Source organism: Methylomarinovum caldicuralii (assembly GCF_033126985.1).
Lineage (GTDB): Bacteria > Pseudomonadota > Gammaproteobacteria > Methylococcales > Methylothermaceae > Methylohalobius > Methylohalobius caldicuralii.
Genome location: NZ_AP024714.1, coordinates 2,388,616 through 2,413,819, shown reverse-complemented (window position 1 = coordinate 2,413,819; position 25,204 = coordinate 2,388,616). Strand labels below are relative to the sequence as shown.

The 25,204-nt window shown below is 65.5% G+C and carries 21 protein-coding genes and 3 pseudogenes; 5 read left to right on the top strand and 19 right to left on the bottom strand.

Features of this window, described 5'->3' with window-relative positions:
* Nucleotides 1-11: 11 nt before the first annotated feature.
* From MCIT9_RS12210 to MCIT9_RS12190, 6 genes and pseudogenes are all read right to left on the bottom strand, one after another.
* Nucleotides 12-236, bottom strand: a pseudogene (locus tag MCIT9_RS12210) (dCTP deaminase); the annotation flags it as partial.
* Nucleotides 237-1,388, bottom strand: a pseudogene (locus MCIT9_RS12205) (hypothetical protein); the annotation flags it as partial.
* Nucleotides 1,362-1,712 (bottom strand): annotated as a pseudogene (locus tag MCIT9_RS12200) (dCTP deaminase); the annotation flags it as partial. The pseudogenes MCIT9_RS12200 and MCIT9_RS12205, both read right to left, overlap by 27 nt.
* Nucleotides 1,709-2,803, bottom strand: a complete 1,095-nt coding sequence (gene apbC, locus MCIT9_RS12195) for an iron-sulfur cluster carrier protein ApbC (protein ID WP_317705150.1) — start codon at nucleotides 2,801-2,803, stop codon at nucleotides 1,709-1,711. The pseudogene MCIT9_RS12200 and the gene apbC, both read right to left, overlap by 4 nt.
* A 22-nt stretch (nucleotides 2,804-2,825) precedes the next feature.
* Nucleotides 2,826-3,044 carry a type II toxin-antitoxin system HicA family toxin gene (locus MCIT9_RS13720; RefSeq protein WP_422880181.1) on the bottom strand — a complete coding sequence of 73 codons (219 nt, stop codon included), beginning with the start codon at nucleotides 3,042-3,044 and terminating at the stop codon, nucleotides 2,826-2,828.
* A complete protein-coding gene (locus tag MCIT9_RS12190) occupies nucleotides 3,037-3,258 on the bottom strand; it encodes a type II toxin-antitoxin system HicB family antitoxin (protein WP_317705149.1) in 222 nt (73 codons plus the stop codon). The genes MCIT9_RS13720 and MCIT9_RS12190 overlap by 8 nt, the downstream gene beginning before the upstream one ends.
* A gap of 128 nt (nucleotides 3,259-3,386) precedes the next feature.
* Between MCIT9_RS12190 and MCIT9_RS12185 the strand changes: the two genes are divergently transcribed.
* Both MCIT9_RS12185 and MCIT9_RS12180 read left to right on the top strand, forming a co-directional pair.
* A complete protein-coding gene (locus MCIT9_RS12185) occupies nucleotides 3,387-4,274 on the top strand; it encodes an RNA-guided endonuclease InsQ/TnpB family protein (protein WP_317705148.1) in 888 nt (295 codons plus the stop codon).
* 85 nt (nucleotides 4,275-4,359) lie between these two features.
* Complete coding sequence (locus MCIT9_RS12180; protein WP_317705147.1) at nucleotides 4,360-5,334, top strand: ion transporter; 975 nt, start codon at nucleotides 4,360-4,362, stop codon at nucleotides 5,332-5,334.
* Here the strand turns inward: MCIT9_RS12180 and MCIT9_RS12175 are convergent.
* From MCIT9_RS12175 to MCIT9_RS12120, 12 genes are all read right to left on the bottom strand, one after another.
* Complete coding sequence (locus MCIT9_RS12175) at nucleotides 5,301-7,784, bottom strand: S8 family serine peptidase (protein WP_317705146.1); 2,484 nt, start codon at nucleotides 7,782-7,784, stop codon at nucleotides 5,301-5,303. The genes MCIT9_RS12180 and MCIT9_RS12175 overlap by 34 nt on opposite strands.
* Nucleotides 7,785-7,796: 12 nt before the next feature.
* Nucleotides 7,797-8,840 (bottom strand): hypothetical protein, encoded by a 1,044-nt coding sequence (locus tag MCIT9_RS12170; protein WP_317705145.1) that lies wholly within the window; start codon nucleotides 8,838-8,840, stop codon nucleotides 7,797-7,799.
* A complete protein-coding gene (locus MCIT9_RS12165) occupies nucleotides 8,837-11,197 on the bottom strand; it encodes a DUF3438 family protein (protein ID WP_317705144.1) in 2,361 nt (786 codons plus the stop codon). The genes MCIT9_RS12170 and MCIT9_RS12165 overlap by 4 nt, the downstream gene beginning before the upstream one ends.
* Before the next feature lie 3 nt (nucleotides 11,198-11,200).
* Complete coding sequence (locus MCIT9_RS12160; RefSeq protein WP_317705143.1) at nucleotides 11,201-11,725, bottom strand: hypothetical protein; 525 nt, start codon at nucleotides 11,723-11,725, stop codon at nucleotides 11,201-11,203.
* The gene (locus MCIT9_RS12155) at nucleotides 11,722-12,933 is read right to left on the bottom strand and encodes a type II secretion system F family protein (protein ID WP_317705142.1); all 1,212 of its coding nucleotides are present in this window, start codon (nucleotides 12,931-12,933) and stop codon (nucleotides 11,722-11,724) included. Before MCIT9_RS12155 ends, MCIT9_RS12160 begins: the two co-directional genes overlap by 4 nt.
* Nucleotides 12,934-12,938: 5 nt before the next feature.
* On the bottom strand, nucleotides 12,939-14,741 hold the full coding sequence (locus MCIT9_RS12150) for an ATPase, T2SS/T4P/T4SS family (RefSeq protein ID WP_317705141.1): 1,803 nt from the start codon (nucleotides 14,739-14,741) through the stop codon (nucleotides 12,939-12,941).
* A gap of 3 nt (nucleotides 14,742-14,744) precedes the next feature.
* Nucleotides 14,745-15,362 carry a hypothetical protein gene (locus MCIT9_RS12145; RefSeq protein WP_317705140.1) on the bottom strand — a complete coding sequence of 206 codons (618 nt, stop codon included), beginning with the start codon at nucleotides 15,360-15,362 and terminating at the stop codon, nucleotides 14,745-14,747.
* Complete coding sequence (locus tag MCIT9_RS12140; RefSeq protein WP_317705139.1) at nucleotides 15,346-16,770, bottom strand: hypothetical protein; 1,425 nt, start codon at nucleotides 16,768-16,770, stop codon at nucleotides 15,346-15,348. The genes MCIT9_RS12145 and MCIT9_RS12140 overlap by 17 nt, the downstream gene beginning before the upstream one ends.
* 26 nt (nucleotides 16,771-16,796) lie before the next feature.
* Nucleotides 16,797-17,744, bottom strand: a complete 948-nt coding sequence (locus tag MCIT9_RS12135) for a hypothetical protein (protein ID WP_317705138.1) — start codon at nucleotides 17,742-17,744, stop codon at nucleotides 16,797-16,799.
* On the bottom strand, nucleotides 17,729-18,550 hold the full coding sequence (locus tag MCIT9_RS12130; protein ID WP_317705137.1) for a prepilin-type N-terminal cleavage/methylation domain-containing protein: 822 nt from the start codon (nucleotides 18,548-18,550) through the stop codon (nucleotides 17,729-17,731). The genes MCIT9_RS12135 and MCIT9_RS12130 overlap by 16 nt, the downstream gene beginning before the upstream one ends.
* Before the next feature lie 8 nt (nucleotides 18,551-18,558).
* A complete protein-coding gene (locus MCIT9_RS12125; protein ID WP_317705136.1) occupies nucleotides 18,559-19,440 on the bottom strand; it encodes a hypothetical protein in 882 nt (293 codons plus the stop codon).
* Between the two features lie 296 nt (nucleotides 19,441-19,736).
* On the bottom strand, nucleotides 19,737-20,342 hold the full coding sequence (locus MCIT9_RS12120) for a coiled-coil domain-containing protein (RefSeq protein ID WP_317705135.1): 606 nt from the start codon (nucleotides 20,340-20,342) through the stop codon (nucleotides 19,737-19,739).
* A 321-nt stretch (nucleotides 20,343-20,663) separates the two neighbouring features.
* Between MCIT9_RS12120 and MCIT9_RS12115 the strand changes: the two genes are divergently transcribed.
* Nucleotides 20,664-22,748 carry a tetratricopeptide repeat protein gene (locus tag MCIT9_RS12115; RefSeq protein ID WP_317705134.1) on the top strand — a complete coding sequence of 695 codons (2,085 nt, stop codon included), beginning with the start codon at nucleotides 20,664-20,666 and terminating at the stop codon, nucleotides 22,746-22,748.
* Here MCIT9_RS12115 and MCIT9_RS12110 read toward each other — a convergent pair.
* Entirely contained in the window at nucleotides 22,703-23,914 is a 1,212-nt protein-coding gene (locus MCIT9_RS12110; protein ID WP_317705133.1) for a hypothetical protein, read from the bottom strand. The genes MCIT9_RS12115 and MCIT9_RS12110 overlap by 46 nt on opposite strands.
* A 122-nt stretch (nucleotides 23,915-24,036) precedes the next feature.
* Here MCIT9_RS12110 and MCIT9_RS12105 point away from each other — a divergent pair, with 122 nt between their 5' ends.
* Both MCIT9_RS12105 and MCIT9_RS12100 read left to right on the top strand, forming a co-directional pair.
* Nucleotides 24,037-24,927 carry an AAA family ATPase gene (locus MCIT9_RS12105; protein ID WP_317705132.1) on the top strand — a complete coding sequence of 297 codons (891 nt, stop codon included), beginning with the start codon at nucleotides 24,037-24,039 and terminating at the stop codon, nucleotides 24,925-24,927.
* Nucleotides 24,928-24,986: 59 nt separating this feature from the next.
* Nucleotides 24,987-25,202, top strand: coding sequence for a type II toxin-antitoxin system HicB family antitoxin (locus MCIT9_RS12100; protein ID WP_317705131.1), 216 nt, complete (start codon nucleotides 24,987-24,989; stop codon nucleotides 25,200-25,202).
* Nucleotides 25,203-25,204 lie beyond the last annotated feature (2 nt).

Genomic DNA, 25,204 nt, shown 5'->3' with positions numbered 1-25,204 from the left:
CCTTGTGGTTTTCAGGCTTTGGGCAAGGTGACCCCGGTCTGGCCCTGATACTTGCCGCCGCGGTCGGCATAGGAGGTTTCGCAGGCCTCGTCGGACTCCAGGAAGATCATCTGCGCCACCCCCTCATGGGCGTAGATCTTGGCCGGCAGCGGGGTGGTGTTGGAAAATTCCAGGGTGACGTGGCCTTCCCATTCCGGTTCCAGAGGCGTGATATTCACGATCACGCCGCAATTGGAGACGAAAACACCCGCCTCCAGGGCGAAATTACCGGCTTCGGGAACGGTCAGGCAATAGACATCGTGTTCACCGCGCAGTCTGCGCACCGACTCGATTCGATGGTTTCGATAGCGGGTGCCCCTGAATGCGTGGATCACCTCCGGGAAACGGCGAAACACGGAGCGGTCGCAATTCAGCAGGCGGGCGGCGCCGCGAATGGAGCCGGCGGCATCCAAGGCGGCACGGACAGCTTCGGCGGTGATCTCGCGGCGAATATTCAGGTTACGGGCGATTTCACGTTGCTGCTGGCGGCGCGCTTCGCTGCTGTTGGCCCATGCGGTCCGGCTTCTCTCACTTTGGCGCTCACGGGCGGCAGCGTTGTCTTCCCAGAAACGACGCTGCATTTCCGCCTGCGCTTGTCGGGCGGCAGGATCGGACCAGTATTCCCGATGTTTGGCGATCAATTCCATGCGCGTCTGGGCATAGCGGTCGTCGCGCCAGAAGCTTTGAGCCCGTTGTGATTGGACTTGGCGATAGTGCGCCATCCATTGCGGATTTTGCTGCAAGCGCCGTAGTGCTGCGCGGATGGAAGCGCTGTGCTCCGCCGTATCGAAGCCAAGACCATAGGAAATCCGGTTGTGGAGGCGGATATGCTCGCTTCGATCCAGGCGAATCAGGTTCCAGGGGTTGTTGTTGCGCCGGTTGTGGTCGATATGATGGCGATGGGTTTCGGCTTCGTCGGCATAGATACCGTGACGCAGGTTCCATTCGTCCGCCAACCGATGGGTGGGATAGTAATGACCGGTAAGCGGCTGATAGACCATTTCGTAACCGCGGAACAGGCGGCGATACAGCGGCATAAGCCGGGCGCCGGGTTGCAATTGCTCCGCTTTGACCATTTCGCCTTCGCGGGTCATGAAGCGGTGATCTGGTGTACAGTGGATGACGGCGCCGTTGTCGAGGGTGATCTCGATCAGCTTGTCCCGACCGACGAAGCGGGGGGACTCCAGATGGGTGACGATGATCTTGCCATGGGGGCCGATGGCATAGCCGAAAAACATCTCTCCCGCGTCATATCGCCGGGCCATCTCTTCCAGTGTGGGGCAGGTGCCGTCAGCCAGCGCCACCCGGGTGTCGGCGCTGAAGCAGCGGGCATAGGTGGATTTGCCCATGCAGATGGTCAGTACGTTGCGCGGAATCCGAAAATACTCCACTGTCCGCGCCAGGGCGAAGGAATTGGGCGGGATGATGCAGACGTCGGATTTGACGTCCACGAAACTGGCCGGGTCGAAGTCCTTGGGATCGACGATGGTGGAATTGATGTTGGTGAACACCTTGAATTCGTCGGCGCAGCGCACGTCGTAGCCGTAACTGGAAGTGCCGAAGGAGATGACCCGCCGGCCTTCGAGCGTGGAGATCAGGTTGGGCTCGAAGGGCTCGATCATGCCGTGTTCCTCGGCCATGCGGCGGATCCAGCGGTCGGATTTGATCGTCATCGGGCCGCCTCCACCACGATGTCGCCGAACTTGCCGGCCACGTCTTTGGGCCGCAGGGACAGCTGCGCCGCAGCCCGGCGGGCGATATCCCGGTAACGGGCGGCGAGGGGACCGCCGGCGTCCGCCACCACCGTGGGCCGGCCGCTGTCGGTCTGCTCGCGGATGCTGGCGTCCAGCGGCAGCTGCCCCAGCAGCGGCACGCCGTATTCCCGCGCCATCTTCTCGCCGCCGCCCTCGCCGAAAACCGGCTCCGTGTGGCCGCACTGACTGCACACGTGCAGGCTCATGTTCTCGACGATGCCCAGCACCGGCACCTTGACCTTCTCGAACATCTTCAGCCCCTTCATGGCGTCGAGCAGGGCGATGTCCTGGGGGGTGGTGACGATGACCGCGCCGGCGACCGGGATCTGCTGGGTCAGGGTCAGATGGATGTCGCCGGTGCCGGGGGGCAGATCGACGACCAGGTAATCCAGTTCGCCCCAGTGGGTCTGTCCCAAAAGCTGCTGCAGGGCACCGGTGGCCATGGGGCCGCGCCAGATCATCGGCGTGTCTTCTTCCACCAGAAAACCGATGGACATGACCTTGAGCCCGTAGGCTTCCTTGGGCTCGATGGTCTTGCCGTCCTTGGTTTCCGGCTGACCGGCCGTGCCCAGCATCCGCGGCACGCTGGGGCCGTAGATGTCGGCGTCCAGGATGCCCACCGCCGCGCCTTCCTGGGCCAGGGCCAGGGCCAGATTCACCGCCACGGTGGACTTGCCCACCCCCCCTTTGCCGGAGGCGACGGCGATGACGTTCTTCACCCCCGCCAGGGGCTTTTTGCCCGCCTGCACCTGGCGGGGGACGATCTTCCAGTCCACCTGCACGTCGATGGCCTGCACGCCTTCCAGGGCGCGCAGGGCCTCGGACAGCGCCAGGGTCAGCTGGGGGGCGTAGGATTTGGCCGGAAAACCCAGTTCGATGCGGACCGCCACCCGGTCGCCGTCGATCTCGATGGCTTTGACCGCGCCGGCGCTGACCAGATCGGTCTGCAGATGCGGGTCGGTGTAGGCTTTGAGGGCGGCTTCGATGCGGTTGCGGGATGGTTCGGTCATAACGGGGCCAAATGATAGTGGATTACTCGAATGCGGATCGTGCTACGCCTGACTGGCGAATGATGGACATCAGCGTACCGGTGCGCAGCGTTCTGTGATTTGGAACTGGTACGGTGATCGTCGTGTCCCCCGCGGTTTTCTGCATGACGATATGGCTGCCGCGACGGCGGACTGCAACGAAACCATGTTCGGCCAGGATGCGGCAGCCATCGGCTCCGGATAGAACACGCAGCCTAGCCAACGGCCACCTCAATGTCGGTCACGTAGACCTCATTATGTAACCGACGTTCGATTTCACGCGGCGATGCCGTCTCGAAGAAGAGCTCCAGCGCCTCTTTGAGGTTGGCACGGGCCTCGTCCAGCGTTTCTCCCTGGCTTGCTACGTCCACTTCCGGACAAAGCGCCACATAGCCGTCCCCCTCACGCTCGATGATTGCCGTCAGTCGTCTGGTCATGATTTTCCGGAAAGCGGTTGAAAAGATTATTCTACCCAAACCCGCGCCGCAGTGCGTAACCTTACATCGTGCAGCGATTTAGGTAGTGGTGAAGCGGCGCCATCGTCCATTAGGGCAATCAGTCTGGCGTGTTTCAGGACTGTGAGCGGCGCGCCACCCACGGTGATGATGCAGTAGCTGCGGCTCCAGAAGACAGGCGTTATATAATCCAAACCATGGTCCATCGTAAAGTCACCTATCGGCTGTATCCCACCCCGCGCCAGATCGAGGCGCTGGATCGGTTGCGCTTCGTGCATTGCCTGCTGTGGAACACGGCGCTGGACGAACTCCGCAGGGCCTGGATGCAGCAGCAAAAATCCCTGTCTTTCTCCGCTCAGTGCAAGGCATTGACCGGCTGGCGGCTGCTTCCCGGTCCTGGGATGAAACACGGCAAGACCGTGCAAAAACATATCTTCCGCAAGGAAGAAGCGGCGAAACAGGCCAGCGGCAAGAGGAAAGACTTCCCTATCTCCAAGCGTCTGAGGAAGGAATATGCCCTTTTGGGCAGGCTGCATGAAAAGGTCGCCCACCAGCGCCGGGATTTTCTCCATCAGACCAGCGCTTGGATTGTGGCCACCTTTGCGGTTTTGGGGCTGGAGCAGTTGAACATTCGTGGGATGACGGCAAAGGGCGGCGCGTACAAACGCGGCTTGAACCGCGGCATTCTCGATGCCGCAGGCGGCATGTTCCATCAGATTCTCAGGTACAAAGCGGAAGAGGCTGGTGCCTTGGCGATGGAAGCAGACCCCCGGCGGCTCAAACCCAGCCAGCGCTGTCACCGCTGCGGCAGGCTGAAAAAAAAGCCCTTGTCGCAGCGGTGGCATGATTGTCCTTGTGGCGCGTCTTGTTCACGCGATGAGAACGCCGCCCGGGTGCTTATGGTCTGGGTCATGGAACAGGTTGACGGCCGGGAACCGGCCGGGGCGTGGAGGGAGGTAAGACCGGCCAGTCCTTTGGGCGAACCGGCGCTTCCGTAGAAGCGCGAAACTCCCGCCATACCGTTATGCTTAGCGGGAGTAGTTCATACGAGCCCCCTTTCGACTCATGCCAGGACCCAGCATCATGACCCTCCGTCACCGTCTCTATCAGTGGCTCGACCACCGCCATCCCAGCCTGGCCAGCCGGCTGGTGGATCTGAGCATCATGGCGCTCATCAGTCTCAACGTGATCGCGGTGATTTTCGAATCGGTGCCCGAATACGAGCAGGCCTACCGGTCCTGGTTCGCTGCCTTCGAATTCGTGTCGGTATTCCTGTTTGCCCTCGAATACTGCCTACGGGTGTGGTGCTGTGTCGAGAACCCGGCGTTCTCTCATCCCCTGTGGGGACGCCTGCGCTACATGGGGACGCCGATGGCGCTGGTGGACCTGCTGGCCTTCCTGCCCTCGATGCTGGTCTGGTTCGGTTTGAGTCTCGACACCCGCTTCCTGCGGGTGCTGCGGCTGATCCGTATCTTCAAGCTGACCCGCTATTCCGACGCCCTCGACCTGCTGCTGGCGGTGATCCGCCGCGAGGTCTCGGCGTTCGTTTCCGCGGTGTTCATCATGCTGATCATCATCATCTTTGCCGCCAGCGGCATCTATCTGGTGGAGCACGATGCCCAGCCCGAGGCCTTCGGCAGCATCCCCAAGGCCATCTGGTGGGCCACGGTGACCCTCACCACCGTCGGCTATGGCGACGTGGTGCCGGTGACGGTGTGGGGAAAGGTCTTTGGGGTGCTCATCACCATCGCCGGGGTGGGCATGGCGGCGATGCCGGCGGGGATTTTGGCCTCCGGTTTTTCCACCGAGCTGCAGAAGCGGCGGGAGAAATACCGCCTGAAACTGCGCCAGGCCCTGGCCGACGGGGTCATCTCCCGGGCCGAATACGAAGCGCTGCGGGCGGCCCGGGAGGAGCTGGGGCTGGAGGAGGAAGAAGCAGCGTTGTTGCTGGACGAGGAAAAAAGCCTGGTGCAGCGGGAGAAGGCGCTTACCTGTCCCCACTGCGGCAGGCGGTTTTCCCCTTCTCAGCTACAGGATACCCCTTCCGGCCGGGAGTAGAGGCGCACCAGTTCCCGCAGGTCGTCCATGTCCACACGTCCGTCGCCGGTCAGGTCGAAGCCGGCGTTCAGATCGGCATCGGTCAGGGTGCCCCGCAACACCGCCAGCAGAATGGCCCGGTCGCTGCGGTCGATGCAGCCGTCGTGGTTGAAGTCTCCCGGTGGGCGGGCGATGCGGGTTGTGGGCCGGATCAGGCTGCCGCTGCCGTCGGCCAGGGGCAGGCCGCCGGAGAGCAGTTCAAACTGGGGCTCGACCGCCGCGACGGTGCCGTCGGTGATGGTCAAGCGCAGTTCCAGCTGATGGCGGCCGCCCGGCGCCAGGTCGCCGATGACGCAGGCCGACAAGGCCAGATCCACCCGAGGGCACCCTTCCAGCCCGGTGACGGCGGTGGCGGGCGGGATCTGGCCGCGGATGGCCACGTCGCGGGCCGGTGTCGGGGAAAAATTGACCACCGTGAGCAGATAACGCAGTTCCTCCCCGGCCATCGCCTCCAGCGGTACCGGCCCCAGGGTCAGATAAAGGCCATCCTGCTCCAGGGCGGTGAAGGCCCCGGCGGCATCGAGCAGGCCGTAGCCGGTACCGTAATCGAAGCCGCGGTCAAAACCTTCCGTGGCCGGATCGTCCAGGTCCAGGGCCGACAGCCGCATGGCGTGGTACAGTTCATCGACGCTCAGGTTGGGGTTGTAGTCAAGGAGGAGGGCGGCGACAGCGGCGGCATGGGGAGCGGCGGCCGAGGTGCCGAAGAAATTGGGCCGGCCATCGTTATCGGTGTCGCTGTTGTCCCCGGATGGAAAGAAAGTGGTATTGGTTTCATCGACGGCCACCAGATCCGGCTTCTGCCGGATCACCGGGGCATTTTCAAGGGGATTGCTATTGGCATCGAAATACACCGGCACCCCTCCGGCCGAGGAGAAGGGTTCGATCCGCCCCAGGCTCGAGCAGATGCCGAAGAACGGAGTCTCCCGGTAGGAGATGGCCCCCACCGCCATGGCGCCGTCGGCGTTGGCGTGGCCCACAATGGTGGCGTTGCCGGGGCCGTCGCCGTATTCCAGCAGGCGCACCGCTTCGGCCTCGGGGTCCTGGGGCTGGCCGGCGCCGATAGCCCCGCTGCCGTCCCCCAGGGTGCAGCCCCGAGGGATTGGGCCGCGCTCCACCGGCCATTGGGGCGGCGTGCCCCAGATGACGTACTGAATCCGTTCCGGCACCGGCCCGGCGCGGTGGGGAATATAAAGATTGAAGCGGGTGCCCCCGGTGTCGTTGACAAACACCAGTGCTTCGATGGGATCGCGCCCCAGGTTGTCCTCCTCGCTGCTGGCCACCACCCGGCTTAAGGTCTCGTCGAACAGGATCAGATCCAGGTCGCTGACGGCCCCACCCCGGTCGCCGGTGCGGAACGGCTGGTTCCACTGCAGGATGATGGTGACCTGCGCATTTTCGGGAATCTCGATGGCCTGATAGAAGTCGTCGATGGCCGGATCGGGATGAAAATCATGGGCGGTCTCCCCGGTCAGTCCCGCCCGGCCCGGATTGAAAGCGCCGCCGTAGCCCAACCGCCCCTCGTTGCCGGCGGAGGAAAAGTAGGCCACCCCCATGGCTTTGACCTGGTCCACCGCCTGGGCGATGATGCCGTCCTGGAACATGGGCTCCGAGGCGTAGCCGACGTCGTCGACGATGACATCGGCTCCGGCGGCGGCCAGGGCGACGATGCCGCTGGCAAAGTCGGCTTCGCCGCCGAAGGCAGTGTAGAACATCAGGCTGGCGCCGGGGGCCAGGTCGTGGATCAGTTGCATCATGGCCCGGCCTTCGTCCTGCCCATTGAGAGCATCGCATTCGGTGATTCCGTTTTCATCGGGATCGTTGCTCAGGTCCTTGAGCACGGTGACTTGGGCGGGCAACTCCCCGGCAGCGGTGTCGTCCTCGGCCTGTCCCAGACAATCGAAACTGTCGGACAACACGCCGATGGTAATGCTCCGCCCGTCCACCCCGTACCGCTTGCGGGCGTTGACGGCCCGCAGGGCGGCATCCGCCTGGCTGATGACCCGGTTGCCCCCATCGCCGAACAGTGGAGTGGCTGCATGGGTCCTGGGCAGAGCGGCGCGAGCCTGGCTTACAGTGCCCAGACGGTCGAGCAGATGCAGCCTGTCGATGGGCATCCAGCCGGAGACGGCATTGCCGAAGGCGGCAACCCGGTCCATCCCCAAGGAGCGCAGTTGTTCCGCCAGTCGTGCCGCCGGGCCTTCACCGGTTACAGTGACCAGCACGCGGCCGCGCCACAGGTGTGCATCGGCTACCGGGCTGCGGAACGGTGTTTGGCCGCCGTTGGCCTGGTGCTCCCGCCAGGCCTGCTCCAGTCGCAGCAGACGTTGGCTGACCGCCCCGCTGTCCGCCCGCACGGAAAAGGCGGCCGTCAACAGACAAAGCATCAGGATCGGGATGATTTGCCGTCGCATGGATTCGCTTCCTCAAAAATCGAAACTCAAACTCAGGCGCCCGCCCAGCATCCGCCAGCGGGCTTCGTTCAGGCGGGCGGTCACGGCGTCGCCGCCGCCGATGCGGGTTTTGTCCTTGCCGTGGTCGGCCCGCCAGTGTTGGAACTCGGCGCTCAGCTGCAGCGACAGGGCGCGCCACAGGCGGTAGCTGCCGCCCACCTGGGCGACGACGCCACGGCCGTCGGCGTCCTGATCGAAGGTGACCTTACGGTCGCTGCCTTGCAGGGATTTGAAACGGCCGTCGGCCCGGTACCAGGCGAAGTGGTACTCTCCCTGGCCGAACAGGCGCCAGCGTTCGCCTTCCACCCCCAGATTCAGCCCGACCCAGGGCCCATGCCAGCGGGCGTGGTAGCGGTATTCGGTGCCGGGCAGCGGGCCTTGCGGCGGCGTCAGCAAGGCGGTGGCCAGGGTTTGGCGGAAGTCGTTCGCCTGGAGGGTCTGGTTCCGGTAGGCATACCCGGCCAACGGCTCCAGCCACGGCCTGACTTTCCAGGCGTCGGGCTGGATGCGGTAACCGACGCCCACCGACAGATCGAGGAAATGGCCGTGATCGGCCCGGGCCGCGGTGCCGGAAAAAGGATCGCTGCGGCCGTTCTCCAGATAGTCCGTGCGCCGGTAATCGCCGTCCACCACCCAGGCGTAGGCTGTCCGCGCCTGGAAGGCGATCCTCTGGGGCGTGACGAGATGGGCGCTGCCGCTCAGCTGGATACTGTCCAGATCGCGCCATTTCTCCTCGGTCAGCACGTCGGGGCCCTCGGGAACGCCGATGTTCCAGTCGAGACGGTCGCGCCGGTAGCCCAGGCCGACATCGTAATGAAACCGGAAATCCCTGGAGGCGGTGACAGGCCCTGGCGGCGCTTCGGTCAGCACCGTCATGTGCAGTGGCGGGGTGTCGGCGTTCGCCAGGGTCACGGTTTGGGGCGCCGGCGGCGGCTGCAACACCGTCATATGCAGCTCCGGCCCGGCGGCGCCGGCCTGCATCATCCAGAGGCACAGTCCCGGCAGCAGCCGTTTCATCGCTGCAGCGCCTCCCGGAATCCGCCGGCGGAGATCAGATAGAGGTAGGTGCCTTCACCGGGTTCCAGCCGCGGTTTCTCCACCGTGGCCGCCAGCCAGTCGCCCCGAAGCTCGCGGGCGTTGAAAGTGACCGGGGTTTCGCCGCGATTGATCAGTTTCAGGGCGGTCACGGTCAACCCCCCGCGCCCCCAGCTGGCCAGGGGGACGGCCTGGAGATTGGGGGTCAGATAGACCGGGTTGGCGGGAGGTCTGGGCCGCGGCCGGATGTTCTGATCGTTGGGCAGCGTGCGGTGTTCGGCCCGTACGGCCTTGGCGGCGTAACGGGTCAGCTGCATGTAGAGCTGCTGGTTCGAATCCGGCAGCAGTTCGGCTTCCGCGGCCTGGCGTTTCCAGTAGCCGTCCTTGCGGTTGTAACGGTCCATGGCGTCCTGGCCCGGATAGGTCTTGTAGGGTTCTTGAAGCTCGTATCCCCGGTGGGTGCCGTAAGGGTTTTTGTAGATGTTGAGGCTGCGGTTGGGCTGGTCCAGGGCCGGGTGGGCGCTTTGCTCCCTGAGCCAGGCGCGGCTGACCCGGCCGCTTTGTTTGGGGGTGTCGATGATTTGGGGGCGGACCAGGATGACCAGCTCGGTGCGGTTGCGGAGCTGGATTTCATCGCGGAACAGGCGTCCCAGCAGGGGGATGTCGCCGAGCACCGGCACCTTGCGTTCCTGGTCTTCGGCCTTTTCCTCGATCAGGCCGCCGATGGCCGCCCCCTGGCCGTCCTGGATCACGATGCTGCCGCTGTAGGTGCGGTTGGAGACGATGTCCACGTTGCCGCTCTGTAGCTGGTTGCCCACGGGGATGTCCACCGGCTTTTGGCCGGAAATGACCGAATCCTCCAGCATCATCCGCAGGCTGATGCTGCCGTCGGCGTTGATGGTGGGGGTCAGGATCAGGGTCTTGCCCAGGTTGCGGGTCTCGAATTCCGGCACCAGTAGCGGGTTCTGGATGATGGCGACGTTGCCCTGGGGCTGGCTGACGGTGGCGGACTGGGCGTTGTAGCCGGTGACGATGGGTTCCTCCTGACCGATGAAGATGCGGCTGACCTCCTGGTTGGCGGTCAGCAGCATCGGGGTGGCCAGGGTGGTGACCCGGCCTTCCTTCTCCAGCAGCTCCAGGCGGGCCTTGAAGTTCTTGCCGATCAGAGCCGCCAGCAGGGCCGGGTTGGCGATGGCGGTGCTCTGCAGGGCGTTCTGGGTCGCCGCTTCCAGATTCTGCAGCGCAAAGGTAGTGAAATTCTGGGTTTCGGAGTTCTTTCCCGCCGTGACCCTGCCTTTGTCGAAGGCGAAGTCGAACACCGAGCTGTAGTCATCCCCCAGATCCACCTGCAACACCTTCACCTCCAGCAGCAAGGTGGCCATGTCGGTGTCGATCTTTTCGATCAACCGGCGGATCTGTTCCAGGGCGTCCTGGTCGCGGGTGCGCACCACCACCCGGTTCTGACGGCGGATCAGGGTGAGGTAGATGGGGGCGGTGCGGCGGGTGGTTTCCAGCACCACTTCCCGCTCGCGCACCCCGCCGAGGAGCTTTTCGGTGCCGGCCATCTCTTTGCGCACTTCCTCCGGTTTGACTTCGGTCTCCCCGGTGGCCTCTCGCTGCTGGCTCTGGAGTCCCTGCAGGCCGAAGCCGCCAAAGCCGCCAAAGCCGCCGCCAAAGCCGCCGCCAAAGCCGCCGCCAAAGCCGCCGCCAAAGCCGCCACCGAATCCCCGGCCGCCGAAGCCTCCGCCGATCCCGCCGCGGCCGGTGCCGGTGGTGCTCAAGCGGCTTTGGCTGTCGATGATGTTGAAGCGCTGGAAGCGCTGGGCCAGGTCGGCGAGGAGCTGAAAGTCGTTTTCCGATCCCAGGTTCAGGATCACCCGGTCGCCGTAGAGGTCGCGGATGGCGGTGGCGGCGTCGAGCACGTTCATCTCGTGCTTGAGGGTGAACACCTCGGTCTGTTCCTGGGCGTAGTCCACCTGGCCGAGGCGGAACTCGTCCACGGTATAGACCCGCACGATGCCGGAGCGGGGATCGCGACGGTACCAGAGGTTGTAGGTCTTGGCCATGGCCTCGATCACGTCCATGGGCCGCACGTCCTTCAGATACATGGTGACCGGGATGCGGGCGGCCTTCTGGGACGCCACTACGTTGAGGCCGGAGCGGTCGGCGAGGATGCGCAGGGCGTCGCCGACGGTGACGCTGCGGAATTCGATGCGGGCGATGCGGTCGTCGGCGTGGGGGCGGGCCTGGCCGGGCGCGCCGGCGCCGAGGGTGAGGGCGAAGGCCAGCAGCAGCCAGCCGCTGCGGATCGGTGTCTTGTTGTTGTCGTTGGGATCCATGTTTCAGTGCAGGGTGAGCAGTTCGTTGTGGGGTATGACCAGAAGGCGGACGCTGTCCTCGCCGATTTCCTGAACCCGCACCTGGATGGCGCGACCCTCCCGGATCAGGCTGATTTCCTCGCCGCTTTCCGCCATCACCACCTGGCCGTCGATCTTCAGCAGCACCGCCGGCGGTATCTGAGGTTTGCGCACCAGGGCGGCCAGTTTTATGTCGGGCATGGGGGGCAGGGTGCCATCACCGCCCTGGCTCTGGCCCCGGAGCAGGGTGCGGAAAGTCTGCTGGAAGGTCTCGTCCGGCGCCGTCGGGTCGGGCAGGGGGGCGGCCGGTTGCGGCCCGCCGAGGGCGAACAGCGCCGCGGTGGTCGCCGCCTTCTTGCGTTTGAGCGTCGCCAGCGCCTTGTCCACGTTGTCCTTGGCCTTTGCCGTTTTCTCGTCCAGCTTCTCCGCCGGGGTCTTGCCCACCTTGAGCAGATCGTCTTCCGCCCACGCCGGCAGGGAGAGCAGCCACAACAGCGCCAGCCGCTTCATCCCTTGCCTCCGGCGGAGAACATCGCCACCAGAAAGGCCGCATAGACGAAGCCGACGATGCCGCCGACGATGAGGGTTACCGCCGGTTCCATGAAGGCGGCCATGGTGCGGATCAGGCGCGCCATGGCGTCCTCGAAGTAGGCGGTCAGTTCGTCGAGGATGTCGTCCAGGGTGCCGGCGTTCTCCCCCACCACCAGCATCTTGTACAGCAGCGGCGGGAAGCCGAACTTCTCCCCCAAAGGCTTGGACAGCGACTCGCCGTGGAGCACCTGCCGCCGCGCCTCGGCCACCCGCCGTCCCAGCCAGGTGTTGGACAGCAGCGCCTCGGTGATTTCCAGGGCCTCGACGATGCGCACCCCGCTCTTGAACAGGGTGCCCAGGCCGCGGGTGAAGGCCACCGCCCCGGCAAGCTGGGCGATGCGGCCGAAAAGGGGGGTTTTCAGGAGCAGCCAGTCGAGCCAGTAGCGCGTCAGCGGCACCTTGCGCAGCAGCACGATGGTGACGATGAACACCGTCAGGCCGATGAGGATGTAGGGGCCGTGGGTTTCGAGCCAGTCGGAGGTGTCGATCAGCGCCTGGGTGATGGGCGGCAGCTTGCGGCCGAGGACAGCGAGGAACTTCTTGATCTCCGGCACCACGGTGGTGAGCATGAAGATGGCCACGCCGATGGCGAACACCATCACGAACAGGGGATAGGCCAGCGCCGAGATCACCTGGCGCTTGAAGTTGCGCATCCGCTCCAGTTCCTTGCTGGCGTGGTCGAGGACGAAATCGAGGTTGCCGGTTTCCTCGCCGACCCGGATCAGGGCCAGGGTGAGGCGGTCGAACACCTTGTGCTCCATCATCGCCTCGGTGAGGCTGTCGCCCTGCTGGATGCGGTCGGCGATCTTGTTCCACACCCGCGCCACGGCGATGCGCGAGTTGCCGGCGACAATACGCAGCGCCTCCAGGATCGGCAGGCCGCTTCGGAGCATCACCGCCAGCTGGTGGAAGTCGCGTTCCACGTCCACCGGCCGAATGGCGCGGTATTCCAGCGGGTTGAGACTGAAGGATCTGGGGCCGTCGCGGCGCTTGATCTCGGCGATCTCCAGCACCAGCAGGCGCTGGCCGCGCAACTGCAGCACCGCGGCCTCGCGCGATTCGGCCTCCACCGTGCCGCTCTGCTGGCGGCCGGCGCCGTCGCGGGCGATGTAGCGGTATTCCGGCATTCAGCTCACCACGACAGCACGATCCCCATCGCCTCGCTCACCGAGGTCTTCCCGGCCAGCACCTTGTCGAGCACGTCGTCCACCAGGAAGGGAACGCCGGCCTCCTGCATCCACTGAATCACCTCCGCCTCCCCGGCCCCCTCGGCGATGCCCCGGGCCCATTCGGCGTCGATGGGCAGCATCTCGTACACCGCCAGCCGGCCATTGTAGCCGCGCCCGCCGCAGTAGATGCAGCCGGCGCCCTCGTACACCTCTTGGCCCGCCAGCTCCGGGCGCTGGAAGACTTCCGCCTCGCGCCGGGTCAGGGGGCGGGGGATGCGACAGTGGCGGCACAGGCGCCGCACCAGACGCTGGGCGATGGCCAGGCGCACGCTGGCGGCCACCAGGTAAGGCTCCAGTCCCATGTCGATGAGGCGGGTCAGGGTCGCCGGGGCCGAATTGGTGTGCAGGGTGGAGAGCACCAGGTGGCCGGTGAGGGCGGCCTTGATGGCGACGTCGGCGGTTTCGTGGTCGCGGATCTCGCCGATCATCACCACGTCCGGGTCGTGGCGCAAAATACTCCGCAGCGCCTTGGCGAAGCTCACCTTGTCGGCCGAGTCCACCTCCGACTGGGCCACGCCGTCGATCTCGTATTCCACCGGGTCCTCCACGGTGATGATGTTGAGGTCGCGCTCGGCCAGCAGGCGGCGGATGGCGGCGTACAGGGTGGTGGTCTTGCCGCTGCCGGTGGGGCCGGTGAGCAGCATCATGCCCTGGTTGCGGCGCAGGAAGGTTTCCACAGTCTGGCGGTGGAAATCGCTCAGGCCCAGTTTGTCGAGGGTGAGGCTGCCCGTCTGCAGCGCCAGCAGACGCAGCGTCATGCGCTCGCCGTACCTGGTGGGCAGGGTGGCGACGCGGACGTCGATCTCCCGCCCGCCGCTGACGAACTGTTTGGAGAAGCTGCCGTCCTGGGGGGCGCGCTTTTCGGCGATGTCCATCCCCGCCAGCACCTTGAGGCGGCCGATGATCTCGGAGTGGGCGTTGGCCGGCAGCATCGCGTGCGTCTCCAGGCGGCCGTCCACGCGGAAGCGCACCACCACCCCCTCGCGGCGCGGGTCGATGTGGACATCGGAGGCCTGCTTGAGATAGGCGGCGAACAGAATCTCGTCGGTGACGTCGGTGGCGTCGGCGTCCAGACCCTGGAGCGCGTTTTGCGACGGGGCGGAAAGCGCGCTCAGGCGGTCGCGGCCGTCGCCGCACACCCGGCGGATGGCCCGCTCCAGCGGCTCCTTCTCCGCCTTCCAGGCGCACACCCGGGTCTTGGCCATGCGCTCGACGATGCGCAGGGTGGAGCGGTGTCCCGGGTCGGTGCAGGCCACGTGCAGCACTCCGTCCAGCTCCACGAAGGGCAGCACCCGCCTGCGCATCGCCAAAGTGGCGGGGATCTTGAGGACGCATTCGGGATGGATGCGCACTTCATCCATGTCGAGCACGTGGTCGGCCGGATCGAAACAGACCGGATCGATGAAGCGCAGCCCCAAACGCAGGCCGCCGTCGTCCTGAATCCGCAGCCAGCGGATCTCGGCCCGGCGGGTGAAGCGGCGCTCGCCCGCCTCCAGGGTCAGGGTCACTTGCGCCCCCTCGTGGAGGCCGTCGAGCCGGGCTTCGGCCACGGCCAGCCCGGCGCCCCGGTCGGACAGATCGACGATCCGCCCCTCCACGCTGTCGGCGCCGGGCGGATACAGCGCTGCGTGCCAAGCCGGCAGGGCCGGCTGGCGCGGGTTTTGCCGTTGGTCGTCGTTGCGCAGTCGTTCCGAGGGTGTCGCCATGGTTCAGATCCAGAGGGTCAAGGTCCAGGCCATGCGCGGGTCGCTGTCATCCGCCGGCGGTTTCATGGTCAGGTCCAGGGGGATCAGCGGCACCGCGTTGTCGGCCATTTCCCGCAGGGCGGCGTACACGTCGCCGTAGCGGCCCAGAAATTCCACCCGCCAGGCCTGGAAATGGAGCTTGTCGTCGAGCTTCTGCTGCTGCAGCTTGTCGCGGATTTCCCGCACCGTGCGGCTGCCCTGTTCGAAAATCTCGTCGTCGCGGCCCTCGTCGGTCACCTGCAGGTGGTGGCGGCTCAGGATCGCCGTCAGCTCGGCGATCAGGCGGTTGGTGTCGCGGCCGCTGGCCAGGCCGCCCAGTTCCCCGGCCAGCTTTGCGTCCAGTTCGGCCTTTTTCGTTTCCAGTTCGGCGAGTTGGCGGTCGAGGGCTTCGATCTGGCGCTGGTAGGAGGGAATCGCCGCGGCGCTGATACCCTTCTGGGCCAGCTGACGCCATTCGTCCTCGGCCTTTTCGGTGTTCTTTTCCACGAAGCCCTTGACGAAGGTGAAATAGACCACCCCGATGGCCAGGGCCGGGAGGATGCGCTTGAGATAGCGTTCTCGTTGTTCAGCCGTCAGCGCCACGGGCCACCTCCGCCAATCCCAGGTCCTTGAGGTTGATGTCGAATTCCCACGGGCCGCCGTGGACGAACAGGTCGCGGTCCTGCTTGACCGGCGGCAGCACCTCGAAGCCCAGGGTCGCCACCGGGGCCTCCAGGGCGGTGGCGTAACGGTTGGGGGCGCTGAAGGTGACCGCCACCCCGTGGATCTTCCAGATGTCGCCGTCGCGGCCGATGCCGTCCAGCACCACCCCGGCGGGCCGCGCCCGCGCCAGCGCCGCCAGCAGCCGGGCTGGACGGCTGCGCAACCGCTCCAGCAGGGTGGGGAAGTCCTTGAAACCTTCGTGGAGGGCGGACACTTCCCCTTTGAGGGCGTCGAGTTTGTCGCGGCGGGCCTTGATGCCGTCGCGCAGGGTCTTGATCTGCTGTTCGATCTGCTTCAGCTCGGCGGTCTTCTGGTGGTAGTCGTATTTCTGCCAGGTGTGCCAGCCGAAGTGCGCCGCCACCACCAGCAGCGCCGCCGCCCCCGACAGCCCCATGTAGAGATAGTCGGGGTTGATGGCGTGGGCGTCCTGCAGCAGCGGCACGTGCAAGTCGCGCCCCGCCAGGGCCGCGGCCCAGCGTGCCAGCCACCGTTGCCGGTCCTCCAGGTGGTCGAGGCGGTAGGTGGGCTGTTCGTCCTCCCCCAGCAGCAGGGTGCGGCCGCAGGAGAGCACCTCCCGTCGGGTCACGTCCCCGTGCTCCTCCAGCCACTCGGCGATTTCCCCCTCCCCGCCGTCGTGCATCCCCTCGGTGGGGATGACGTTCACCTCCGGCGGCTCGTCGCGGTGGCGGGCGCACAGGGCGATGACCACCTCGGGCCAGTGTTCGATCCGCAGCCAGGGCAGCTCGAAGCCCTCCGTCAGCGGCGCCGGCAGCCCGCCCGGATGCAGCACCGCCGCCAGCCGGGCGCGGTTCTGGCGCACCAGGTGGGAGAGACGGTCGAAGACCCGCTGCGACAGCAGGCTGACCCAGTAGTTGCGCATCTCGTCGTCGGAGGCGGTGAGGGTGTAGCCGATCTGGCGATTGACGATGGACATGCCCGTGACCGCCTCCAGCTCGAACATCAGCGCCTGGGTCAGGGCCGCCGCGCCGATGCCGGTGGTCTGCGCCTCCGGCAGCGCCAGGCTGTGGGTTTCCAGCCGGTCGTAAAGAATCCACACCCGCCGCGCCGGCCGCGGTCCCTGGGTGAGCACATACTCCACCGCCTCCGGCAGATAGTCCACCCCGTCGCAGGTCTTTTCCACCGTCTCCACATCGCCCATGAGCCGCCCGCGCCCGTCCGCCTCCGCCCGGAAGGTGGCCTCCCGGGTGACGTAGAGGAGGGTGTGGCGCGGGCGGTTGGACTGGGGGAGCTTGGCGAGGAGGGGGGTTATCTTGTCCTTGAGGGGCATTCGGGGGCGTTTTTTATTTTGTTGTGTTACCAGTCGATGACGGGAATGGTGCTGCCGGGGCGCATGTCAACCGCCAAAGGGCGGCGCCCGCTCGGGTAGATATTGTTCAGGTTCGTGATGACTCCCAGGGAGTTACATCGGAATAGGGCGATGTAGTTCTGACCTGCGGGGACGCTGGGTCCGGCTGAGAAGTTGAATGGCGGTGAGCGGTATTGGGGTTTCGACGTTACTGCAAGGGGCGTTGGATCACTGGTGACAGAGACGACTCCCAAAGCGACCGCGGGGGAGCGGTAGTAAACCTGGAGGCAGGTCGTTACATTCGTCAAAGCGGTCGTAGTGGTGGTATCCAGAAAATGCAGCGTGATTTGGGGTAGGGAGACCTTCCAAGTGTTTTCGGTTATATCGATCAGGCAGTCATCTTGGTAGCTCGTATCCTGGCCGCAATTGTTACTTGGCCCATCCTGGCTGTCACTGCCATAGCTTTCTATACGCATCGATGTGGTGGGCGACAAGGGGCTTACTACCCAGCCGTAATATTGATCGTTGTCATAGGTTGGATTGGTGACGCCTCCCCAACTGTCGCGCAAGGCATCGGGATCATCCGGCGATGACGATGCGTACAGATAGGGGCCGCGCCATCCTCTACCCATGTAGAATTGGGAGTCTGTTCCCGCATTGACCGTGACAATACGCCATGCAGGGCTTTGGGGAACTATGAGTGCCCTAAGATTCGGCGGCAGAGTCCCCATGTCGAAGGCATAGGCCCGGATACCCTTGCTCCAGTCATCATCTCCTACAATCGCCTTGCGAAATTCCTCCAGCAACCGCACCGTCTTCTCATACCGCGCCTGCTCCTGAATCCCGCTCACCGAGGTGATCGCCACCGAGGTCAGAATCGTCATCACCAGCAGGCTGACCACCAGCTCCAGCAGGGTCAGGCCGGTTTGGCGGGTGAACGTCACTTGCGTGCGCATGGCAGGTTGCCTTGGGGGTAAGGGTCGGGAATACGGAGGAACAGCACGCGGTCGTCGCCGCGATTGGTGGCCGAGACGTTGGCCAGCGTCGTGGAAAGCGCGCCGTCGGGACCGGCGGACACCAGACGGGCGCACCAGGAAGGATCCGGGTAGCCGCTGCAGGTGCCGCTGGTGGGCACCTGGAGCACGATGGGATTGTGCCAGCGGTAATGGTCTAAGACATGGAAGTCGTTTTGAAACGTGCTTGACTTGTGGTCGAAAGCCACATGATGGGTCGTATCGGAAAAACTGCTGTCCAACTTGGCCGGATCGGCCAGCTTTCCCCCGCCGTTCTGCAAATACGGCCCGCGCCAGCCGAGGGCCAGGTTGGGACGGAAACTCTGCAGGGATTTGGGGCAGACGGATTTCTTCGGTGTGCTGTTGGTCGCAGAGACGTTGAACAGGAAATGCAAGTGGTAAATCGGATCGCCGCCGGCGGCGGTGTCGTCGTGGCAATCCGCGTTACCACTTCCATCTCGGTAATAGGGAAGGCGGTTCCCCATATCGCTGTAATACCCCGGCCCCGCGCCCGATCCCATGATCGCCTCCTTCACCGCCGCCAGCGTCGCGTCGGTGGCCTGGCAGGCGGCCTGATCGACCGTCCCCTGGGTGAAGGGAATCACCACCCCCGCGAGCGCCACCAGAATCAGCAGCACCACGGTCAGTTCCAGGAGGGTGAAGCCGGGCTGGGGTGTGGGGGGGGTCATGGTCGGTTTCTGAGCGGCAGAAAGGCGGGCGCCGAAGCGCCCGCCCGTCAGGTCAGACAAGAACGCGATCAGTTGCTCCTGTCGGTGATGTTTTCATAGGTATGGCTCTGGGTGTGTGCCAGGCCAAACAGGTGTGGGGGCATCATCAGCATCGCCGAGCCGACCAGCTTGGCCGGTTCGGTGTTTTCGGAGCAAGGGGCCGTATTGCTCTTGTCCACGCGGAACACCGCCACGAAGCGGTTGTACTTGTTTTCCGGCCCCATGCCGCCGGTGGAGGCGAAGTGCAGCGGTGCATCCGACATGACCGTATTCACCATTTCGCTTTCCGGCCCGACGCCGAAGACGACGTAGTCGTAGCAGGCATCGGTGCCATCCAGCGTGCCGTCGTGGTCGAAATTGGCAACGATCGCTGGAGCGGTACTGTTGTAGAAGGCGAAGGCCAGGTGTTGGCCCTTGGTCGGATATGCTGACGTGGCGGTGACCACTGCCAGAGTCCGGTTGAGACCGGTAGCCATCCCCGTCCTGATCTCCGTGGTGACGTCGATGGCGTCAAAGGTGGCGCTCTCATTGCTCGCTCCATCCTTCATCAGCCAGACCCGGTTGATGCCGGCCATCGACAGCGACATGCGCTGGGTCGGCCCCATGGTTGCCGCAGCAACCAGGTCGGTATTCATCAGGTCGTCATAGATGGCTCCACCGCTCTCGACCAGGGCATGGAAATCCTCCGGGTATTCCAGATATTTGGCCTGGAACAAGTTGATCGCATTGTTCAACTCCCAAAGGTTGTCGTTCCCCGTCGAGTCGTGCGTCCGCTGCAGATACCCTTGGGCATACGGCAGGATCAGCCCCGACAGGCCGATGAGGACCAGCAGGACCACGGTCAGTTCCAGCAGGGTCAAACCTGCCTGGCGCTTGCGTGTCTTGATTGTCTTCGGTTTCAGGTTCATCATTGGATTTTCTCCTACAATAACAATAAGCGTTGACGAAAATTACGGCCGCTTCGGGGTGCCGCCCGTGGCGGCCGCTTTTTTGCCCTTCGCCTTCCTGGCGGTCTTCCCTGGGGCTGCCGGGCCTTGGCCGTTCCTGGTCGCTTCCCTGCCCGGACATGCGGCTATTACTAAGCAGAAAGAGTGCCAGGTCCCGGAAAGCGCATAGGGCGCGGGCTCGGGGATGGCAGGGTGTTGTGACGCTGGTCACAGTTGCGGCATATGCCGCAAAGTGTGTGATATGCCGCAGTTTTAGGGGGTCAGCGCACCAGGCCCAGTAGGCGGGCGAGGAATTCGAGGGCGTCCTGGTTGAGGAAGATGATCGCGAACAGGATGACGGCGAAGTAGATGGTGAATTTGCGGTCCATGCGGGCGAGGATGACCTCGAAACGGCTGATTTCGCCGCGCAGCTCGGCAATCTCCCCCCTCACTTCGGCGATTTTCCCCTTCACCCCGGCGATGTCGGTTTTTAGCTCGCTGCGGACCTGTTCGATCCTGTTGTCGAGGTTGGCGATGTCGGTTTTCAGTTCGGTGCGCAGGGCGGCCGTTTCCTCTCTGACCTGGGCGATGTCGGTTTTCAGTCCGCTGCGCAGGGCGGCCGTTTCCTCTCTGACCTGGGTGATGTCGGTTTTGAGTTCGGCGCGGGTCTCGCTCAGCTCGCCGTGCAGTTCGGCGACGTCTCCGCGCAGATCGGCGATCTCGGTTTTGATCTCGGCGATGTCGCCTTTGGTGGCCAGGTTGTAGACGACGAATTCGCCCAGGGCTTCGGCTTCCGCCTCGGCGATGGCCTCGGCCTGCTCGGAGGGCAGACCGGCCTCGCGCAGGCGGCGGGCGAGCTTGAGGGTGTCGAAGACGGGGACGGTCATGCTGGGATTCCTGCGGCTTGTGGTTTCAAGCTATTGTCGGCAGCGCCGCTGTGGCCGTCAAGAAACCCCGGCATGCTCCATATGCCGTATTGAGTGCGTCATATGACTCAGTCCGGCGGCGGTTTTGTTTGGCTTCTTTTCAAAGATTTCAGCGGGTTACGATATGGCATGGTAATGGCTTTACTAAAAAAATAGTCGTTCGTCGTTGCAATCCGCTGACGAAGAATGCGGGCGTTCTCGACCGGATGATTGGATCGGTCGTTCCATCCAACCTTGGCCGGCTTCGCGCCGGCCTCTTTTCCCGTGTCTGGAGGTGTTGTCGTGGCCCGGGTGTCCGCTGAAATTCCCTTCTCCCTGCCGCGGCCGTCGGCGTTGCAGGGGTGGCTGCCGCGGGCGGCGCTGGCGCTGGCCCTGATGGCGGCTTTCATCCTTTACGCACCGGGGCTGGGCGGCGGGTTTCTGTTCGACGATCAGCCCAATCTGGCCCTCAACGAGGCTTTGAGGCAGGCCCGGCCCACCTGGGATTCGGCGCTGGCGGTGATCCGCTCCGGCAACGCCGGGCCGCTGGGTCGGCCGGTGGCGATGCTGAGCTTCGCCGTCAACGTGTGGCTGACGGGGATGAATCCGTTCTGGTTCAAGCTCACCAATGTGCTGATCCATCTGGCCAACGGCATCCTTATTTATATCCTGACCGGGCTGCTGCTCGGGCAATTGGCCGAATCCGGCCAGGCGGGCCTGACGCCGCTGCGGCGGCGCTGGATCGCGGCGGCGACCGCCTCGCTGTGGCTATTGCATCCCCTGAATCTGACCTCGGTGCTCTACACTGTGCAGCGCATGACCAGCCTGGCGGCGACATTCACGCTGCTGGGGATGATCCTCTACGTGCTGGGGCGGTGCTGCTGGTTGCGGCCAAAGCCGCAGTGGGGGACCGGGGTGGTGCTGATGCTCGGCGGGGTGGTCGGCTGCGGGGCGCTGGCGGCCCTTTCCAAGGAGAACGGGCTGCTGATCGTGTTGTTCGTGTTCCTGATCGAGTGGCTTTTCTTCCGCTTCCGGGCGGGGAATCCGCTGGCGCGCCGCCTGCTGCTCGGGGGCCATCTGCTGCTCGCCGGGGCGCCGGTGCTGGGCGGGGCGGTGTGGTATCTGGGGCTGCATCTGGACCAGTTGGCCGCCGGTTACGGCGGCCGTCCCTTCACCCTGGCCGAGCGGGTCCTGACCGAGCCGCGCATCCTGTGGCATTACGTCCACTGGCTGCTGGTGCCCGACATCCGCAACCTGGGGCTGTTCCACGACGACATTCCCGTATCCCACGGCCTGGCCGATCCGCCGACCACGCTGCCCGCCGTCCTGGAGTGGCTGCTGGCGGCGGGGCTGGCGCTGTGGGCGTGGCGCAAGGCGCCGGTGTTCGCCTTCGGGGTGCTGTTCTTTCTCGCCGGCCACGCCATGGAATCGACGGTGTTCCCGCTGGAGCTCGTCCACGAGCACCGCAACTACCTGCCCTCGTGGGGCATCCTGCTGATGCTTTGCTATTACCTGCTGCATCCGGAGTGGGGCCGTGTCTGGGCCAAGCTGCGGGGGCGGATGGCGAGCCGCGGCGAGCCGCTGCTGGCGGTGCGGGCGGCGGTGCTGACGGGATTCGTCCTGCTGGCGGCCGGGGGCACCTGGGCGCGGGCGCTTTCCTGGTCGGACCAGCGCGCCCTGGTGCTGGCGGAGGTGACCCATCACCCGCTGTCGGCGCGGGCCAACTTCACCGCAGGCAGAGTGATGATCGAAACCGCGGAGAACTTCGGGCGCGACACCCCCCGGGCGCGGGAGCTGCGCAATCTCGCACGGGTGTTCTACCGCCACGCCAACGAGCTGGATGATTACTATCTGGTGGGGCGCTTCGGCCTTTTGACCCTCGACGCCCTCGACGGCAAGCCAGTGGACCGGGAACTGCTGGCGGACCTGAAGGCCCATCTCCGCCGCGGGCCGGTGGCGGCCAATCAGGTGTACACCCTGACCCGGCTGCTGGAGGACGACCTCCGCGACCGCTGGAACCTGCCGGCCGAGGTGCTGCTGGAGGCCGCCGACGCCCTGCTGGAGAATCCCCGCCTGCCCGGCCCCTGGCGGCGGGACGTGCTGGTGGCGGCGCTGAAGGTGGCCTTCCGCCATCACGCCTACGCCCAGGCGCTGCGCTACGCCCGTGGCCAGGTGGCCCTGGACGGCGACGACCCGTCGTTCCGCCTCAATCTGGCCCAGGCGTTGTACCTCAACGGCGAGCAGGCGGCGGGATGGCGGGAATTGCAAAAGGCAACCGAGCTGGACCGGGACGGCCGGCTGGCGGCGGCGCGGGCTTTCATCGAAGCCCACATGCGGCCCGATCAAGCGGCGGGACAGGCGGCCGGCAGCGGCACGACGGGGCAGTAGCCGGGCGCGTCGAAGGCCGGGACGGCGGTCGCGCGGGTGCGTGCTTCGGATTGGGGAACGGCATATGACGGTGCGGATGCCTGTGGGGCCTGGAACGAACGTTCCAGCCGTTGCAGCTGGTCGAGCAGTTCCAGGTCGTGGCGGTACAGGGTGCGCAGGAACGGCGCTTTGCGTCGCAGGTGGCCGTCCAGTTCGGCGACCACGGCGCGCAGCCTGGCCGGGTCCACCGCCACCGGCTGCGGCAGCAGCGGCAGTTTCACCGGCGGCAAAGACGGCGTTTCCGGTAACCGGGGGAGGGCGCGGGCCGGGGCGGCGTCGATCTGCCGGCGCAGGGCCGTTTCCAGCTGTGTCAGGGATCGGGCCTGGCGGACGGGTTCTGGCAGGGTGGGGAGGGGTTCCCGGTTTTCCTCCTCGCTCCTGCCCTCTCCCTCAGGGAGAAGGGGATGATCCGGCGTTGCCGATTCGGCGGGGGCGGCGGCCGCCCGGACCGTAGCCGGCTTTTCGGCGGTCGGCGCGGCGGTGTGGTCGACCGGTGCCGCAGCGACGGCCGGGAGAGCCGGGGCCGGGTGAGGCTGCAGCCGTTGCCGGGCCATGACCTGGGTCAGAAATTGGAATTCGCCGGCCAGCGGCGCCAGTTGCCGGTAAGCGCTGTCCCGGATCTTGGCGGCCAGCGCCCGGGCCGGATCGCCGCCGCCCAACAGGATCACCGCGGCGACGGCCAGCAGCAGGGAGGGCGCGCGCGAGCGCGGGGACGCCGGGGGCGGCGGTGCGGTTTCGGCCGGCGGCGGCACTTCCCGGCCGTGGCGCAGGATCGGCCGGCGGCAGTGGCGGCAGCGGTAGTTGCGCCGGCCCGCCGGAATGTGCGCCGGCCTGCCGCAGCCGCCGCAGACGTGGCGCTGTTCCTCGGGGGCCAGCTGCCAGTCGGGCGTTGCCGTCGCCGGGCGGTAATTGCAGATGACTCCGGCCCGGGTCAGACGCCGCTGGGCTGCCCGCGCTGCTTCCGGCGCCAGTACCCCGAGGCGGACCCCGGGGCGGGGCTCGGGTGCGCCGGGCAGCACCGAGGCCGTCAGCGTCCGGGCTTGTTCAGGCGTCAGGCCGGGGCGGAGGGAAAAACAGATCAGTTCGTAACGTTCCATCACGGTCGCCGGAAAGCGTGTCGATGCCACCTTTCTCGGCGCTTGACGGAGGGATTGAAGTGGCAATTAACGGGAATGCGACCATGGTCACAAAGTTTCGCCGGCCGAATTCGGCTACATTGATGGATACCGCCACGGAAAAACACGACGCCATGAATCCACCCCTTGCGCCCCTGCTCGACGCCCTGGGGCAGATCGTTTTCGGCAAGGAACGGCCCATCCGCCTGGCGGTGTGCTGCCTGTTGGCGCGGGGGCATCTGTTGATCGAGGACATCCCCGGCGTCGGCAAGACCACCCTGGCCCACGCCTTGGCGCACCTGTCCGGGCTGAGCTATCAGCGGGTCCAGTTCACCAGCGATCTGTTGCCGGCGGACATCCTCGGGGCGGCGATCTACGACGAGAAGCTGCGCGCCTTCCGCTTCCATCCGGGGCCGGTTTTCCACCAGGTGGTGCTGGCCGACGAGATCAACCGCGCCTCCCCCAAGACCCAGAGCGCCCTGCTGGAGGCGATGGAGGAAAGGCAGGTGAGCGTCGAGGGAGAGACCCATCCGCTGCCGCAGCCGTTCTTCGTCATCGCCACCCAGAACCCGTTTCACCAGCACGGCACCTTCCCCCTGCCGGAATCCCAGCTCGACCGCTTCCTAATGCGCATATCCCTGGGTTATCCCGACCCGCGGGCCGAACGCGCGCTCTTGCGCGGCGGCAGCCGGGCGCAGCTGGCGGCGGAACGAAAACCCTGCCTGACCCCGGCGCAACTGCTGGACCTGCAGGCACAGGCGGAACAGGTGCACGTCTCCGAGGCGGTGCTGGACTACGTGCAGGCACTGCTGCAGCGCAGCCGGGAGATGGCGGAATTCTCCCTGGGGCTGTCGCCCCGGGCCGGGCTGGGCCTGCTGCAGGCGGCCCGGGCCTGGGCGTTTCTGGACGGGCGCGACTTCGTCCTGCCGGACGACGTGCAGGCGGTGCTGGAACCGGTGGCCGGCCACCGCCTGGGGGACGAAGGCGGCGTGCTCCGGTTGCTGGAGGCGGTGGCGGTGCCGTAGGGGGGGAACGATTCCATGGGTCCTTTGCCGATAGGAATGAGGCGGTTTTGGAGGTTGAAATGGCGAGAATGATTCAGTTGCATATCGAGCGATTGCCGGAAGGCGTCTATCTGGCGACTTCGGACGAAGTACAGGGGCTGGTCGTCCAGGGGCGCACCATCTGGGAGACCCTGGAAATCGCCCGCGACGTCGCCCGTAAATTGCTGGAGGAGCAGGGGAAGACCGAAGAGGCGTCGCTGGAATCCTTCGATTATCCCTTGGTGGTCGAACTCTGAGC

Bases quoted from the DNA above. Each gene is read 5' to 3' on its own strand.
- apbC (WP_317705150.1), bottom strand. From the start codon at position 2,803: ATGACCGAACCATCCCGCAACCGCATCGAAGCCGCCCTCAAAGCCTAC.
- MCIT9_RS12190 (WP_317705149.1), bottom strand. From the start codon at position 3,258: ATGACCAGACGACTGACGGCAATCATCGAGCGTGAGGGGGACGGCTAT.
- MCIT9_RS12180 (WP_317705147.1), top strand. From the start codon at position 4,360: ATGACCCTCCGTCACCGTCTCTATCAGTGGCTCGACCACCGCCATCCC.
- MCIT9_RS12175 (WP_317705146.1), bottom strand. From the start codon at position 7,784: ATGCGACGGCAAATCATCCCGATCCTGATGCTTTGTCTGTTGACGGCC.
- MCIT9_RS12170 (WP_317705145.1), bottom strand. From the start codon at position 8,840: ATGAAACGGCTGCTGCCGGGACTGTGCCTCTGGATGATGCAGGCCGGC.
- MCIT9_RS12165 (WP_317705144.1), bottom strand. From the start codon at position 11,197: ATGGATCCCAACGACAACAACAAGACACCGATCCGCAGCGGCTGGCTG.
- MCIT9_RS12160 (WP_317705143.1), bottom strand. From the start codon at position 11,725: ATGAAGCGGCTGGCGCTGTTGTGGCTGCTCTCCCTGCCGGCGTGGGCG.
- MCIT9_RS12155 (WP_317705142.1), bottom strand. From the start codon at position 12,933: ATGCCGGAATACCGCTACATCGCCCGCGACGGCGCCGGCCGCCAGCAG.
- MCIT9_RS12150 (WP_317705141.1), bottom strand. From the start codon at position 14,741: ATGGCGACACCCTCGGAACGACTGCGCAACGACGACCAACGGCAAAAC.
- MCIT9_RS12140 (WP_317705139.1), bottom strand. From the start codon at position 16,770: ATGCCCCTCAAGGACAAGATAACCCCCCTCCTCGCCAAGCTCCCCCAG.
- MCIT9_RS12135 (WP_317705138.1), bottom strand. From the start codon at position 17,744: ATGCGCACGCAAGTGACGTTCACCCGCCAAACCGGCCTGACCCTGCTG.
- MCIT9_RS12125 (WP_317705136.1), bottom strand. From the start codon at position 19,440: ATGATGAACCTGAAACCGAAGACAATCAAGACACGCAAGCGCCAGGCA.
- MCIT9_RS12120 (WP_317705135.1), bottom strand. From the start codon at position 20,342: ATGACCGTCCCCGTCTTCGACACCCTCAAGCTCGCCCGCCGCCTGCGC.
- MCIT9_RS12105 (WP_317705132.1), top strand. From the start codon at position 24,037: ATGAATCCACCCCTTGCGCCCCTGCTCGACGCCCTGGGGCAGATCGTT.
- MCIT9_RS12100 (WP_317705131.1), top strand. From the start codon at position 24,987: ATGGCGAGAATGATTCAGTTGCATATCGAGCGATTGCCGGAAGGCGTC.